Raw genomic sequence first — 14,721 nt, 5'->3', positions numbered from 1 at the left:
GGATGAAGGTCAGTAAATTAGTCTTCGAGGTTAACCTCGGCATGAGCTAGGTCAACCGTTACTTTACCAGCGGCAATTTCTTCAAGTGCCTTACCCACTGCCTTATCACACTTGAAATGATCTAAAGTTGGTGGATCACCAGCTTCAAGTTCATGTGCTCTCTTAGCAGCAAGAACAGATAATGAATAACGTGAATCAACACGTGACAACAATTTATCAATTGATGGATAAGTAATTCTCATGATTAATCCTCCTTGACCATCTTGCGATAGTCACCAACTACACGTTTAACACTGACATGCTCTGCATCAACAATTGCCTTGATATGGTCTACTGCATTAGCAACTGTATCATTTACAACTGCATAATCATACTCTTCCATTTCCAAGATTTCATTTCGAACTTGCCTAATTCTACTACGAATTACATCTTCTGACTCGGTACCACGATGTTCTAATCGTAAATGCAATGTATGCAAATCTGGTGGAGTTAAAAAGATGAACACGCCATCTGGCATTTTTTCACGGACCTTAGCGGCACCGTTAACGTCAATCTCCAATAAAACGTCCTTGCCATCATGCAACATCTTTTTTACGGGACCTAATGGCGTACCATAATAATGTCCAACGTAATTATTATATTCTAATAACTCACCATTTCTAATAGCTTCTTGAAAACGTTCTTCACTTACAAAGAAATAATCTTTACCATCGACTTCTCCAGGTCGAGGCTTACGAGTAGTCATCGAAACTGAATACTCAAACGGAAAGACTTTGTTTTCAACAATAGCACTTTTCACAGTTCCCTTACCAACACCTGAAGGACCAGAAAGTACTAATAACAAACCTTTATCTGCCATGCTGAACTCCTCTTAGTAACTATTAATATATCTAGTTTGCACTAAAATCATTAGTTTTTCAAGTTTTCTCTTTTTGTAGTTCAACCGTAGACGTCCCAAGGTATTAGAAAAAGCAGGCTAATCACCTGCTTTTTGCTTTAATCTACCTTTTCGAAAGTTTCGCAAACTACTTCAGTGTTTTCAGTAAAAGTAGTATCCAAATCTTCTTCACATTCCTGTGCGAAAAATTTTTCATGAACTTTCCGCCAATACTCATATGAGCGATCTCCTTCGCCCTCTAAATATGCATGTTCAGCTGAAACGTTCTTAAACGGCATAATTTCAACGGTTTTGTTTTGAATTACACACACCGGTTCATTTTTACCATTTAAAACAATTGCATATTTTCCTACAACCGGCATGGCTCCATCAAGATCATATACGCTTGTAGTAGCAGTTTTTATGCCTCGATTGACCAAATCACTCAAGACATCGGCATCATGACTATTTCTACCAAAGGCAAAAACTTCTTCCAATTCTTCTGGATCAACATGATGTTTTTGACAAAAATTCATCCAAAAATCATTAATTTTATTCATCTTTAATACTCTTAATTAAATCAGCAGCATTCTCTTTAGCTGCATCTGTTACATCTTGTCCTGCCATCATCTGAGCAATTGCAGTGATGGTCTCTTCTTCACTCAACGGTCCTATTTGCGTAAAAGTAGAACCATCTTTTACTTGCTTAGCAACTAAGTAGCGTTGATCACCAGCCGCTGCAACTTGCGGAGAGTGAGTGATGGCAATTACTTGCTTGTCTCGACCAATTGAATGCATCTTTTTACCAATTGCCGCAGAAACTCGTCCAGACACACCCGTATCAATTTCGTCAAAAATCATTGTTCCCACTGGCTCAACATGGCTAAAGATAGCTTTCAATGCCAGAATCAATCTAGACTGTTCACCGCCAGAGACAATTTTTACCAGTGGCATTAAATCTTCACCTGGGTTAGGTGCGATTAAAAATACAATTGCATCTGTTCCTTTTGCTGTAAAAGTCTTGGTTTCTTCAAAATTAATGGAGAAACGTGCCTTTTCCATATAAAGGTCCGCTAATTCTTGCTTAATCTGCTCTTCTAGTGAATGGGCAACTTTTTCTCGAATCAAATGCAACTGTCTAGCTTCTTTAGTCATTTTTTCTTCGACTTGAGCCACTTCTGCTTGCAGCTTTTCTTCATCTAGACCACCAAATTCAAACTGACTAAGTTCTTTTTGCACTTTAGCATAAAAAGAAAAGACATCTGCCAAAGTTGGACCATACTTTTTCTTCAGTGAGTTCAATGTATCCATGCGATTAGTCACATATTGATAACGTTCTTCATCAAAATCTATCTGATCCATCAAATTAGACAATTCGCTACGCGCATCGTTTAAAGCATAAACTCCATCATCAACGGTTTTGGCAAAATCCTTAAATTTTGAACCAAATTCTGTCAAATCTGTTGCTGCATTTTGTGCATCCCCAAGCAATGTTGCAATTCCATGCTCGTCATCATCATACAGCTGCATAAAATAGTTGGCAGTATCTGCAATTTTTTGATAATTATTTAGCTCATTATATTCTTCTTCTAGCTTTTCATCTTCATCAGGATCTTCCAAATTGGCAGACTCTAATTCATCATTTTGAAATTGAAGAATATCTTGCTTTTGAGCTAATTCCTGTGCATCTTGACGCAAATGACGCAGTTGATTGGTTAATTTTTGCCAATGACGGTAGTCCTCTTGATATGCCGATAACTCTTCTTTAAAAGAATCAGGTGCGTAATCATCAACCAAATCAATTTGACGATCTTGGTCCATCAATATTTGCTGATCATGCTGACCATGAATATCGACTAAATAATTACCAATTTCACGCAAAATATTGATGGTTGTCAATTGACCATTAATACGTACTATATTTCTACCCTTGATGGCCAATTCCCGGCTAATTACCAATTGATCATCATCATGAGGCAAGCCATATTTTTCACATAGCTCTGCAATTTTTTCTTTTTGATTATCAAGTACAAATAGACCTGTAATTACAGCTTTTTGTTCTCCAGAACGGATCATCTCTTTTTGACTGCGGCTCCCCATTAATAATGAAACCGCATCAATGATAATAGATTTACCAGCACCAGTTTCACCGATAATCACGGTCATTTTTTCTTGAAAGCGAACTTTTAAGCTTTTAATAATCGCAAAATTTTTAATATCTAGTTCAACTAGCATTTTTCCACTCCTAGAGACTATTTACAGCACGTTCAACTACTTCTGCTGGCATACTTGACCACAAATTACGACCGCCATTAGCTTCATCTTTTTGTAAATGAATTAAAAATTCGATATTGCCTTTACCACCCTTGATTGGTGAATAATCTACATCTAAAACATTAAAGCCAATTTCCATTGCTTTTTGCATAGTATGTTCAATTACATTTTTGTGTACTTCATGATCATGGACAATACCATGTTTTCCAACGTTTTCTGGACCTGCTTCAAATTGAGGCTTAATTAAACAAACGGCATCACATTGATCTTTGAGAATTTCATACATTGGAGGCATGATCAAATCAAGAGAAATAAATGAAACATCTGTCATGGCAAAATCAGGCAAGCCCTGATCAAAATCAGCAGGCTTAGAATAGCGGAAATTCTGCTTTTCCATTACTACCACACGAGGATCATCTCTTAATTGCCAAGCCAATTGGTTATAGCCTACATCTAAGGCATATACCATTTTGGCACCATTTTGCAAAGCAACATCGGTAAATCCACCAGTAGAAGCACCAATATCCAAACAAATTTTATCTTTTAAATCAATATCAAAAACTTTTAATGCTTTTTCAAGCTTGAATCCGCCTCGAGAAACATATTTTTTGCCATCATCTTTGACATAAAACTTCTCGCCTTCAGGGAATTTAGTCCCACTCTTATCAATTCTTTGATGATTATGATCGGAAACCAAACCTGCCATAATTGCTCTTTGTGCAGTAGAACGAGAATGAAAAATTCCTTGTTCGGCTAATAAAACATCTGCTCTTTGTTTTGCCATTTACAACACCTTTTGATATAGATCCAAAAAACCAGCTAATACTTCCCCATTCAAGCCATGCAAATCATCTTTAGCTTGATCAATCAAATCCTTTAATTCTTTGCGGCTTTGATCAATTCCTAATAAAGTCAAAGTATTATTTTTACCCTCTTCTTTATCCTTATGAGTTGCCTTGCCGGCCTCTTCGCTTGTCTCAACGACATCAACCAAATCATCATAAATTTGATATGAACGACCAAAGGCCTTAGCAAAATCAATTAATTTTACTTGTTCAATATCACTAGCCTTGGCATAAACAGCTGCCATTTCCACGCTAGCTTGAATTAAACAGCCTGTTTTTAGCCATTCCATTTGATTGATAAATTTGGCATCGCCAGCAACACTTGCATTATTAGTTGAATCAATATCAAGATACTGACCACCTACCATGCCATTAGGCCCTACTGCTTGCGTAATAATATTGACCAATTGAGCAGATTGGCTGCCTTCTGCTATCCATTCAATGCCTAATGGTAAGAGTGCATCCCCAGCTAAAATAGCTTCAGCTTCGCCCCATTTTTTATGGCTAGTCAACTTACCGCGACGATAATCATCATTATCCATCGCAGGCAAATCATCATGAATTAATGAATATGTGTGAATCAATTCAATACCACAGGCAATTCTGATTTCAGGCTCATCTATTTTGCGCCCTAATGTATTCAATGTTGCTAAAAATAAAAGTGGTCTTAATCTTTTACCACCAGCCATAACTGAATAAGCCATGATCTGACTAATTTTTTGATTATCTACTTCTGAAGCTAAATGCTTAGCTAGATAATCATCAATTACTGGCGTCCAATCTTCTTTAAAATACTTAAATGCTGGCATAATTAATCCTCTGGAGCTGCTTCATTATTTGGATCTAATTTATGTTCAGTGCCATCGCTATCAATTAACTTAGCCACAGTTTCTTCTGCGCTAGTCAACTTTTTATCCAATTCACGACTAATCTTTACACCTTCTTGAAATTCCTTCAAGGCATCCTCAAGTGGCACATTACCATTTTCAAGATTAGTGACAATTTTTTCTAAGCTATTTAATTGTTCTTCAAAATTATTTTTCTTTGTTGGCATCTTTATTTCCTTACCTCTGTAACTGTTGCTGTAACTTCTCCATCTTTAAAATGAAGATTTAAATGATCATCTTTTTTAATCTGATCAACTGAGCTAACGGTCTCGCCCTCTTCATTAGTAGTATAAACAAAACCACGCTCTAAAGTCTTAAGTGGACTATAATCATCAAGTTGTTGTACTATTTTACTAAAATCGCTACGCTTGTTCTTTAAATAGTGCTTCATATTATCATTCAACTGCTTTGCCAAGAATTTTTCTTGTTGCTTCATCCCTGCAATTTGTTTATCTGGACTGACACTAAGCAAACGTTGTTTCAATAAACGATAATTTTGCAATGAATTATTTACTTTATTCTGAATACTATTTTGCAAACGCTGCTTCAATAAATCAACTTGTTGAATTTGTTGATCATAAAGTCTGGTAGGTTCTCTCATAATCACAGAATTCTTAATTCGATTCAAGCGATCTCGCTTTTGGTTAATATTATTTTGCATCCCTGCAATTAACCGACTCTGTAATTGATGAATTCCTGCCAACTCATCTGCCAAATTAGGCGTCGCATATTCAGCCGCTGCCGTTGGCGTAGCTGCACGTGCATCAGCGACTAAATCACATAAAGTGGTATCGGTTTCGTGTCCTACTGAAGAAATAACCGGCATTGGCATAGCATAGACTTGCCGCACAACTTCTTCTTCATTAAATGACCACAGATCTTCTAGCGAACCACCACCACGGCCAATGATCATGACATCATACTCGTCACCTTGTGCAGCAATTTGTCGCATCGCTTTTACTAATGAATCAGCTGCAGTATCACCTTGCACTTGTGCTGGGAACAAATCGATTTCGGCATGCGGAAAACGGCGATTGGCTGTAACCATAATATCATGAATAACAGCTCCCGAAGCACTGGTTACGACTGCGATCTTATCAGGAAAACGTGGCAACTTCCTCTTATGCTCCGGATTAAACAGACCTTCTTTGGCCAATTTAGCTTGAAGCTGCTTTAATTGTTCATAAAGCGCACCAAGTCCAGCTGGCTCCATATTTTCGGCATAAAACTGATATGATCCTTGTGGTCCATAAACGCTAACATAACCAACAACATATACTTTCATTCCTTCTTCAGGCTTGAATTTTACCTTATCAAAGTAAGAACGAAACATGACTACGTTAATCTTAGATTTTTCATCTTTTAATGAAAAATACTGGTGTGAATTACGGCGATAGCGAAAGTTGGATAATTCACCTTGCAAAAATACCTTATGCAAGTAAGGATCATTTTTAAACTTTTGCGTAATATAATAATTTAAATCTGTAACCGTTAAATATTTATTATCGGTCATTTTGTCTCCTAGTTAATTTAACTACTGCTTCCATCAAAAATTGTACGGTTAAGGGACCCACACCACCTGGAACAGGGGTAATATAACTGGCTTTTTCTTTGACATTATCAAAATCTACATCACCAACTAATTTACCATCAACATGATTCATACCAACATCAACAACAACTGCGCCATCTTTAACCATATCTGCTTTAACTAAAAATGCTTGACCAGTTGCAGATACCAAGACATCTGCCTTTTTAGTGATTTCGCCCAAATTCTTAGTTCTTGAGTGCGCAATGGTAACTGTAGCATTTTGTTCTAACATTAAAGCTGCTAAAGGCTTGCCTACGATATTGCTGCGGCCAATGATCACTACGTTTTTGCCTTCTAGCGGAATTTCATAATGCTTAAGCAAGGCAATAATTCCTTCAGCTGTAGCGGGTTCAACAAAAAGATTGCCCATCCAAAGATGACCAATATTCGCAGGAGTCAATCCATCTACATCTTTATTAGGATCAATTCTTTCTAGTAAGGCATCCGTATCGATTTGTTTAGGAGCTGGCAATTGCACCATTAAACCATTGATTGCTGGATCCGCATTTAATTTATCAATTAAAGCTATAGCCTCTTCTTGCTTAGTATCAGCTGACATTTGATAAATGTCTTGAATAATACCCATTTTTTCAGCTCGACGCTTTTTAGTTCGAACATAAATTTTGCTTGCAGGATTGTCCCCAATATTTATTACGCAAAAATGTGGCGTTATTCCCTCATCTTTTAATTTCTTAACCTTTTCTTTAAGATTTTGACCTAATAAATTTGCAAATGCCTTACCATCAAGAATTTTTCCCATTATTTTTCTCCTTATTACTAAAAAAATAGCCGGCAAAGCTGCCGGCTATTTAATCGTTATTAAACAAAGTTTGCTAACATCCCATTAATAAATGGTTTTTCTTTTGGCTCAGCAAATTCGTCACATAAATTTAAAGCTTCATTAACTGCTGCTTTAGGATCAATTTCATCACTATTCTTAATTTCAAAAAGTGCAACTTCCATAATAGCAACAACTATTTGACTTACACGTTCAAGACGCCAGCCTTTTTTCAAATGATTAGTTAATTCAGACTGTAAATCTTCACGATTTTCAAGTACGCCTTCAATTAGTTTCTTTGAATAGGCAGAAAGCTGTTTTAAATTAAGTGTTGCGACGACTTTTGCTTCCACATCTTCAGCAGATAAATCTGGTTCTTGATTAGCCAAATATACTGCTTGCATAGCAACTTTTCGACTTTCGTGTTGGTTCATTATCTCTCTATTTATCCTCCAGAAACAGCTCTGAGGTAGTTTCTTCAGCTTCTTTTTCATCTTCTGGAAAAGCTAAACCTACCACGTGAACATTGATTGACTTAAGTTCAAGGTCAGTCATTTGTAACAATTGAGCCTTTAATTCCTTTTGAATTTCCATCCCTACTTTAGGAACATTTACGCCACTTTCAAGGTAGACATAAACATCAGCAATTAATTTGTTGTCTTCGTCAACTTTTACATTAACGCCTTTGCCATGATCTTCACGACCAAGAAACCAATTAAGGCCTGACTTTAAGCTACCGCGCATTCCAGCAACGCCATCAATTTTTTCAGCAGCAATACCCAAAATAACTTCTAGAACACTTGGATCAATTTTAATTTGTTCGCTGTTTTCTTCACCACTTAAGAGAATTTTTGAACTATCTGCCATTTTGTTACCTCAAAAAACTACTTATTTGCACGTGATACGTATGTACCATCAGAAGTGTTGATAGTTAATACGTCACCTTCGTTAATAAAGAATGGTACGTTAACTACCAAGCCAGTTTCCATAGTAGCTGGCTTACCACCACCTGATGAAGTATCACCCTTGATGTTTGGTTCAGTCTTAGCTACCTTCAAATCAACAGTATTAGGCAATTGAATACCTAAAGTTTCACCATCGTGCAAGATTACGTTAACTACCATGTTTTCTAACAAGTAGTTAGCTTCATCCTTGATTTGTTCATTTGGAATAGCTAATTGATCGTAAGTTGAAGTATCCATGAATACGTAACTTGAACCATCATTGTACAAGTATTGCATTGACTTAGTTTGAATATCTGCAGTTTCAACCTTTGCAGTTGAACGGAAAGTATATTCTTGAACAGCGCCAGTTCTCAAGCTCTTAAGCTTTGAACGTACGAATGCACTACCCTTACCTGGTTTTACGTGTTGGAATTCAACAATACGCCATAAATCGTTATTGTATTGAATAGTTAAGCCATTCTTGAATTCGTTTACTGAAATCATTGTCATAATATAAGTCCCTCATTTCTACAATTATTATCTTACCAATCTTAGACCGTTTTGGCTATAACTTCGGCCTATTAAAATATTAACTATAATGAAATTAACTCATCTTTTGGCAAAGTAGATAAAGTTTCTGGCGTCTGATCATGAATTAAAATATCATCTTCAATTCTAACGCCGCCTTTATCAGGCAAATAAATTCCCGGTTCAACGGTATGAACCATATTATTGACTAACTTGGTTGTTTTAAATGGCAAAGCAGGTTGACATAATTCATGGATCTCAAGGCCGATGCCATGACCAATTCCATGACCAAAATATTTACCATAACCTTGCTGAGTTATGTAATCACGTGCTGCCTTGTCAACATCATGACCGGTATTACCAACAACAGCTGCCTCAATTCCGCGACGCTGTGCTTCATGCACAATATCATAAATTTTGTGCATTTCTTCATCAACTTCGCCCAAAGCAATCGTCCTAGTAATATCAGCAGCATAGCCATGATAAAAACTACCAAAATCGATGACAATCATGTCGCCTTCTTCAAGTTCTTTATCACTAGCTACGCCGTGCGCCCAAGCTGATCGAACTCCTGAAGCAACAATCGTTTCAAAGTCGGGGCCGTCTCCACCATTCACTTTAAAAAGATAATCCAACTTAGCACCGATTGCGCGTTCTTTTACGCCAGGCTTGATCATTGGAAAAATACCTTTGAAGCTTTCCATCGATATGTCAATAGCTTTGCGCAAAGCCGCAATTTCAAGTTCATCTTTTACATTGCGCACACGTTCAACTAATTCTTCAACCATTTCAAAATCAATATCTGGATTTAATTCTTTTAATTTTGAAAATTCACTCGCTGAAACGAATTCGCCTTCTACTAAGACTTTCTTGACATTCATCTTTTTAAGGGCATTAGTCAATTCTTCATAGTCGCTTGAATGTTTCATTACTACATCCATCTCGCCTGGAACTTGTGCTTTAATTTGACCTGCAAAACGCGAATCTGATAAAAGCGTTCTTTCACCATTAGCAGTCAATATTAATTGTGCTTCTTCACCGGTAAAATTAGTAAGATAACGATAATTAGCCTGATTAAAGATAATCATAGCATCTGCATTATGTTCCTTAATCAGAGCAGTAACCTGATTAATACGATTATTAATTAATGTTAGTAATTCTTGTTTATTTTCCATTATCAGAGACCTTCTTTGCGTGTGTTTTATTAATTATACTAAATCTCCTATGGAAAATACCATAAAAAAGACGGGTGGCACTAGCTACCCGTCTTATTTTATATCTGAATTACTTAGCTTCTTCAGCTGGGTATACAGAAACTTGCTTCTTGTACTTGCCAAGACGTTCAAACTTAACAACGCCGTTAACAAGTGCAAATAAAGTGTCGTCTCCACCTTGACCTACGTTTTTGCCTGGGTGAATCTTAGTACCACGTTGACGGTAAATGATAGTACCTGCGTGGATAGTTTGACCGTCACCAGCCTTAGCGCCTAAACGACGACCAGCTGAGTTACGACCGTTGGCAGTAGAACCGCCACCCTTGTGGTGGGCAAATAATTTCATACCTAAAATATTCATAATCATTTCACCTCTGAATTAAGCTTCAATCTTTTCAACTGTAACCTTAGTGTAAGGTTGACGGTGACCATACTTGCTGTGTGAGTGTTTCTTAGGCTTGTACTTGAAAGTTACAACCTTCTTTTCCTTGCCTTGCTTTTCAACTTTAGCAGTTACCTTAGCACCATCTACTAATGGAGTACCAACCTTAACGTCGTCACCATTAGCAACAAGGATAACTTCGTCAAAAGTTACTGAGCTGCCTTCTTCAGCATCAAGCTTTTCTACAAATACGCTGTCGCCTTCTGCAACTTTGTATTGCTTACCACCGGTCTTAATAATTGCGTACATTTGTACACCTCCGAAAAAATACTTAGACTCGCCGAACTGAGGTGCTTCTTACTCAAGAAGACTTCTAACCCCGAGCCGTGCGGTTGCAGATGTGGAGGTCTCCACAAATACAACTCTTATAGTTTACTACCTAAAAAATAATTTATCAATAAAAACAAGACAGATATTAATCATCTTTTGCTTCTTTATATTCAATTGTCTGCGTACCTTCATAAGCTGGCAATTTATTTTCTGCACGATACAGTGCTCGTTCAAATGATCTATAGCCTTTTGATGAAGAAACTGCAAATTTCACGCCATACTTTGAAGCAAATTCTTGAATGTTCCAAGTGGCATCGTGTGCAGCATATGCCGTCATCAAAATCACAATATCAAGATCTTTAATCTGTCGCTCCATAACTTTCTTTTTGCCTTCAAAAGCATTGATTGGAATAGGAATGCCGTTATAGCGATTTACGATACCTTCCAAAATTCCTTCGTTTTGATTATCGCCAATCGCAATACCCACTCGCTGGTAATGCAAATTCATATCCAGTTTAGTTAATTCTTCTGCAGCTTTGTCTTTATTCTTGTCTTTCTTTTTATAGGAAAGATCTGATTGTTTTGGTGGATCTACTTGATAAATCCAGCGAATTTGTACAGCATCAGCAGGATTTTTCTTAATGCGGACATCCCCTGTATACCAAGCCAAGTCAACAATTGAGCCATCTTCTAAATGAATGTTTTCGCCCTGATAATAACTTGAATCTGCTGGAATTGTGATTGCTTTGCCACGAATACGCAAATTTTCACCCTTGATATTACGCGTAATTGCTAGTTGACCAGTTCTGCCTTGCACAACGGCATAACGAAATTCTTCGATTGGATCATAATCACGCGTACGCAATTTACGATAACCAACCACACGCAAAATTTCTGCTTCATAGTTAGGATTATCCCGATCTTCTAAAGCCTCAACAATATCACCGCTTTTCAAATTAAGCGAATGAATTTGCGATTCTTTAATGCGATAAACAATTTGACCATCATCATTAATCAAATTACAGCCAGAAAGTGCACGAATAACCGTGTATCGTTTTCCTTTACGATAATCACGCTTAGGTTGTTCTTTGGGTTTCATCGCATCTTCAAAAATCTTCTTGTTGACTGCTTCTTTAGTTGTTTTCGATTTCTGAATTGCTTGATCAAGCTTTCCCAAAACATTGCCATACCGCTTACCTACTCCAGGAACAAAGGTTAATTTATGCAATGCTTCCAGTGATGTCTTCTTAGCTTTTTCATCCCCTGGTGTTTCAATCAAGCTAGTTAATCCCATTAGCAGCTGCTTAAATTGTTTTAAATCTGCATTACGCTGGGCTATTGACTGCGTATTGGCTTGTTTCTTTGGAGCAGTTTTAGCTTTAGGCTTATCTGCACTTCCACCATCAGCCATAGCGATAATTGCTTTAATAGCATTCAAGTTGTTAGCTAGACTCTTATCGTCTGCTTCAGTTTTATTTAAAATTACTTTGATATTATTACGATAATCGTACATACTTTCACCACTTTTTTAATTTAGCTATACTGTTCTATTTTTTACTTACTTTTAATATATATCAAATCTTTTGCTTTTTAACTTAAATATCACTATAATTTAACAAAAATGATACTGAGACAACGAGGAAGAAGAAACATGGCTAAAACTAATCTTGAAGACTTAGACTGGAATAAACTTGGATTTAAATACCACGATTTGCCCTATCGCTGGGTTGATGAATTTAAAGATGGTAAATGGCAAGGCGGCCACTTAACTCAAGATTCATCTATCACCTTTAACGAAGCAGCTGAGGAATTGCACTACGGACAAGAAGTTTTTGAAGGGCTAAAAGCTTATCGCAGAAAAGACGGCGGCATTAATTTATTTAGACCGGAGCAAAACGCCAAAAGAATGGCTGATTCTGCTAAACGACTTTTAATGGAGCCTTATCCAGAAGAAGAATTTGTTAAAGCTGTTAAGGAGGTTGTTAAGGCAAATCAAGACTTTGTCCCTCCTTATGGTTCTGGTGGTACGCTATATCTTCGTCCATTCATGATGGGGATGCAGCCAATCGTTGGCATTTCACCATCTGAGACATATCAATTTAGAATCTATGCCACTCCAGTTGGTGCTTTTATTAAAGGCCTTAAGCCAATGCCTTATGAGGTTAGCGACTACGATAGAGCAGCTCCTGCCGGTACTGGACAAGCAAAGACTGCTGGTAATTATGCCAGCAGCTTGATGCCATCATTAATTGCCAAAAAGAACGGCTTCGCTGATGCCCTTTATTTAGACCCAAAAGAGCACAAATATATTGATGAATTTGGTGGTGCAAACTTCTTCGGCATTACAAAAGACGGTCAGTTTCAGACACCAAAATCAGATTCCATTTTGCCATCTATTACTAAGCGTTCAATTTTAAAGATTGCCAAAGATCTTGGTCTTGATCCTATTGAAGCCAAAATTCCAATTGATGATGTTGATCGTTTCGTTGAAGCAGGTGCTATGGGAACTGCTGCGGTTATTTCACCTGTTGGATCACTTACTTACAAGGGTAAAAAGCATGTCTTTGGTGATGAAACCAAAGTAGGCCCAATTACCCAAAAACTCTATGATACTTTATTTGGCATTCAAGTTGGTGATCTAGACGACAAATATAATTGGACAGTTAGACTAAGTTAACAAAAACTAAGCTTTATGAAAATAAGGACTTATTTCGGTGTTGTCATCGAAGTAAGCCCTGATATTTGGGCTCTTTGTCAAATCCTGTTGATAGAGAGTAAATGAATAGAATCAGGCAACCATTAAAAGGCTGTTTGGTTCTTTTTCTTTGTACAGATCTTCTTCCAAACGAATTCTGGTTAAGAGATTGGTAAAATTGGAATAGCCAAAAGCTGTTCGTTCGATTTGTTTGATTTTGCGATTGAAGCCTTCAAGACAGCCGTTAGAATAAGGCAGGGCTGCTCCGTTAAGCACAGCTGTTAGATTATGCTTAAAGGTTAATAGTGTTTTGTGCATTAAAGTTCCAATTTGATCTTGGCAGTTGATTAACGATTTGAGCTCATGCGTATTGCCAGTTTCAACGGCTTGAATAAAGCTTTGCATCAGGTTATATGAATTCTCTAAAGCAGTGCTGGTGTTAATGCCTTCTGTAACTGCTTGTGCTTGAGTTAAGCAGTCTTTGTAATGCCAGTTGTAGCGAGGATGAACTTTTTCAAGCTCATCAAACTTCTTCAAGTATAATTTCCAGGGAGATTTGAGCAGCTGATACTGTCTGGATCTTTTATCAAAGGTCTTCATGACTTGGACTCTCAGTGAGTTGAAAGAACGCGTAAGCATTTGAATCATATGAAAACGATCGATGACAATCTGAGCGTTAGGAAAACAAGCTCTGACGATATCTTGATAGTAAAAATTAAGATCCATCGTGACCGTCTTAACGTTAGCTCTAGCTTGGGGCAAGAAACGACCAAAATACTTAAGCAGCGTCTTCTTGTAGCGAGTTCTAAGAATCTGCACGACTTGATGACTATCGCCGTCTAAGCAGATAAAGTGCAGCTGACGGTCGACTCCCTTAAACTCATCAAAAGCTAAATGAGCTGGCAGATACTCATAGCTGTCAAGGAAACGGTGAGAGCAGCTGCCTAAAACTCTTTGAACAGTGTTGACAGAAACATTGTTTTCGCTGACAATGCTGGTTATAGATCGGTCTTCAGTTAAAGCTGATAATACTTTAAGCTTGGAAGCATTAGAAATAGAACAGTATTTATTTACCAATTCAGACTGAGCCATAGACCAGCGCTCACAAGCGCGACATTTAACTCGTTGCTTAGCTAATCTGATAATGACCGGTAAACTTGCATTAGCTGTTGGATAGTGAATGTTGGTAATCAAATGGCCATTGTGTAAAAGATCCAAAGAGCCGCAGAAAGGACAAGCAGGTTGAAGCAATTCAGCTTCATAGATTTTATGCTTTTGCAGTTTGATCGATTTATAAAAATAATCTTTAAAAACAATATTTTCGTCTTTAACATCAAGCTCGAATTTAATACAATGATTAAGAGAGGACATAGAAA

18 protein-coding genes and 1 other annotated feature are annotated in these 14,721 nt (G+C 37.3%); of the genes, 1 reads left to right on the top strand and 17 read right to left on the bottom strand.

Annotation, left to right across the window (positions count from 1 at the left end; all coding sequences use genetic code 11):
• Nucleotides 1–17 precede the first annotated feature (17 nt).
• The 16 genes from rpoZ to AADV52_RS01660 all read right to left on the bottom strand — a co-directional run bounded on the left by rpoZ (nucleotide 18) and on the right by AADV52_RS01660 (nucleotide 12,163).
• The gene (rpoZ, locus tag AADV52_RS01735; RefSeq protein WP_014918582.1) at nucleotides 18–242 is read right to left on the bottom strand and encodes a DNA-directed RNA polymerase subunit omega; all 225 of its coding nucleotides are present in this window, start codon (nucleotides 240–242) and stop codon (nucleotides 18–20) included.
• Between the two features lie 2 nt (nucleotides 243–244).
• Nucleotides 245–859 carry a guanylate kinase gene (gene gmk, locus AADV52_RS01730; protein WP_014918581.1) on the bottom strand — a complete coding sequence of 205 codons (615 nt, stop codon included), beginning with the start codon at nucleotides 857–859 and terminating at the stop codon, nucleotides 245–247.
• A gap of 137 nt (nucleotides 860–996) precedes the next feature.
• The gene (locus AADV52_RS01725) at nucleotides 997–1,437 is read right to left on the bottom strand and encodes an ASCH domain-containing protein (RefSeq protein WP_014918580.1); all 441 of its coding nucleotides are present in this window, start codon (nucleotides 1,435–1,437) and stop codon (nucleotides 997–999) included.
• A complete protein-coding gene (gene recN, locus AADV52_RS01720; protein WP_014918579.1) occupies nucleotides 1,430–3,112 on the bottom strand; it encodes a DNA repair protein RecN in 1,683 nt (560 codons plus the stop codon). Before recN ends, AADV52_RS01725 begins: the two co-directional genes overlap by 8 nt.
• Before the next feature lie 10 nt (nucleotides 3,113–3,122).
• A complete protein-coding gene (locus AADV52_RS01715; RefSeq protein WP_014918578.1) occupies nucleotides 3,123–3,935 on the bottom strand; it encodes a TlyA family RNA methyltransferase in 813 nt (270 codons plus the stop codon).
• Nucleotides 3,936–4,805, bottom strand: coding sequence for a polyprenyl synthetase family protein (locus AADV52_RS01710; protein ID WP_014918577.1), 870 nt, complete (start codon nucleotides 4,803–4,805; stop codon nucleotides 3,936–3,938).
• 2 nt (nucleotides 4,806–4,807) lie between these two features.
• Nucleotides 4,808–5,050 carry an exodeoxyribonuclease VII small subunit gene (locus AADV52_RS01705; RefSeq protein WP_014918576.1) on the bottom strand — a complete coding sequence of 81 codons (243 nt, stop codon included), beginning with the start codon at nucleotides 5,048–5,050 and terminating at the stop codon, nucleotides 4,808–4,810.
• 2 nt (nucleotides 5,051–5,052) lie between these two features.
• A complete protein-coding gene (xseA, locus tag AADV52_RS01700; protein WP_003627596.1) occupies nucleotides 5,053–6,396 on the bottom strand; it encodes an exodeoxyribonuclease VII large subunit in 1,344 nt (447 codons plus the stop codon).
• Nucleotides 6,386–7,234 carry a bifunctional methylenetetrahydrofolate dehydrogenase/methenyltetrahydrofolate cyclohydrolase gene (locus tag AADV52_RS01695; RefSeq protein WP_014918575.1) on the bottom strand — a complete coding sequence of 283 codons (849 nt, stop codon included), beginning with the start codon at nucleotides 7,232–7,234 and terminating at the stop codon, nucleotides 6,386–6,388. Before AADV52_RS01695 ends, xseA begins: the two co-directional genes overlap by 11 nt.
• A 59-nt stretch (nucleotides 7,235–7,293) precedes the next feature.
• Nucleotides 7,294–7,686 (bottom strand): transcription antitermination factor NusB, encoded by a 393-nt coding sequence (nusB, locus tag AADV52_RS01690; RefSeq protein WP_014918574.1) that lies wholly within the window; start codon nucleotides 7,684–7,686, stop codon nucleotides 7,294–7,296.
• 7 nt (nucleotides 7,687–7,693) lie between these two features.
• A complete protein-coding gene (locus AADV52_RS01685) occupies nucleotides 7,694–8,119 on the bottom strand; it encodes an Asp23/Gls24 family envelope stress response protein (RefSeq protein ID WP_014918573.1) in 426 nt (141 codons plus the stop codon).
• Between the two features lie 17 nt (nucleotides 8,120–8,136).
• Complete coding sequence (gene efp / locus AADV52_RS01680) at nucleotides 8,137–8,706, bottom strand: elongation factor P (protein WP_041808691.1); 570 nt, start codon at nucleotides 8,704–8,706, stop codon at nucleotides 8,137–8,139.
• 83 nt (nucleotides 8,707–8,789) lie between these two features.
• The gene (locus AADV52_RS01675) at nucleotides 8,790–9,899 is read right to left on the bottom strand and encodes a M24 family metallopeptidase (RefSeq protein ID WP_014918571.1); all 1,110 of its coding nucleotides are present in this window, start codon (nucleotides 9,897–9,899) and stop codon (nucleotides 8,790–8,792) included.
• A 109-nt stretch (nucleotides 9,900–10,008) separates the two neighbouring features.
• Nucleotides 10,009–10,299 (bottom strand): 50S ribosomal protein L27, encoded by a 291-nt coding sequence (rpmA, locus tag AADV52_RS01670; RefSeq protein WP_007125344.1) that lies wholly within the window; start codon nucleotides 10,297–10,299, stop codon nucleotides 10,009–10,011.
• A gap of 18 nt (nucleotides 10,300–10,317) precedes the next feature.
• Nucleotides 10,318–10,629 carry a 50S ribosomal protein L21 gene (gene rplU / locus AADV52_RS01665; RefSeq protein WP_003627604.1) on the bottom strand — a complete coding sequence of 104 codons (312 nt, stop codon included), beginning with the start codon at nucleotides 10,627–10,629 and terminating at the stop codon, nucleotides 10,318–10,320.
• Nucleotides 10,630–10,643: 14 nt separating this feature from the next.
• Nucleotides 10,644–10,724 (bottom strand) — a sequence feature (ribosomal protein L21 leader region).
• Between the two features lie 71 nt (nucleotides 10,725–10,795).
• Nucleotides 10,796–12,163 (bottom strand): DUF2325 domain-containing protein, encoded by a 1,368-nt coding sequence (locus tag AADV52_RS01660; protein ID WP_014918570.1) that lies wholly within the window; start codon nucleotides 12,161–12,163, stop codon nucleotides 10,796–10,798.
• A gap of 138 nt (nucleotides 12,164–12,301) precedes the next feature.
• Between AADV52_RS01660 and AADV52_RS01655 the strand changes: the two genes are divergently transcribed.
• On the top strand, nucleotides 12,302–13,327 hold the full coding sequence (locus tag AADV52_RS01655; RefSeq protein ID WP_014918569.1) for a branched-chain amino acid aminotransferase: 1,026 nt from the start codon (nucleotides 12,302–12,304) through the stop codon (nucleotides 13,325–13,327).
• 111 nt (nucleotides 13,328–13,438) lie between these two features.
• Here AADV52_RS01655 and AADV52_RS01650 read toward each other — a convergent pair whose 3' ends face one another.
• Nucleotides 13,439–14,716, bottom strand: a complete 1,278-nt coding sequence (locus AADV52_RS01650) for an ISL3 family transposase (protein WP_108468180.1) — start codon at nucleotides 14,714–14,716, stop codon at nucleotides 13,439–13,441.
• Nucleotides 14,717–14,721: the final 5 nt, after the last annotated feature.

The organism is Lactobacillus helveticus (assembly GCF_046109915.1).
Taxonomy (GTDB): Bacteria; Bacillota; Bacilli; order Lactobacillales; family Lactobacillaceae; genus Lactobacillus; species Lactobacillus helveticus.
The sequence above is the reverse complement of the archived record's forward strand: the minus strand, read 5'-3'. Positions and strand labels throughout refer to the sequence as shown.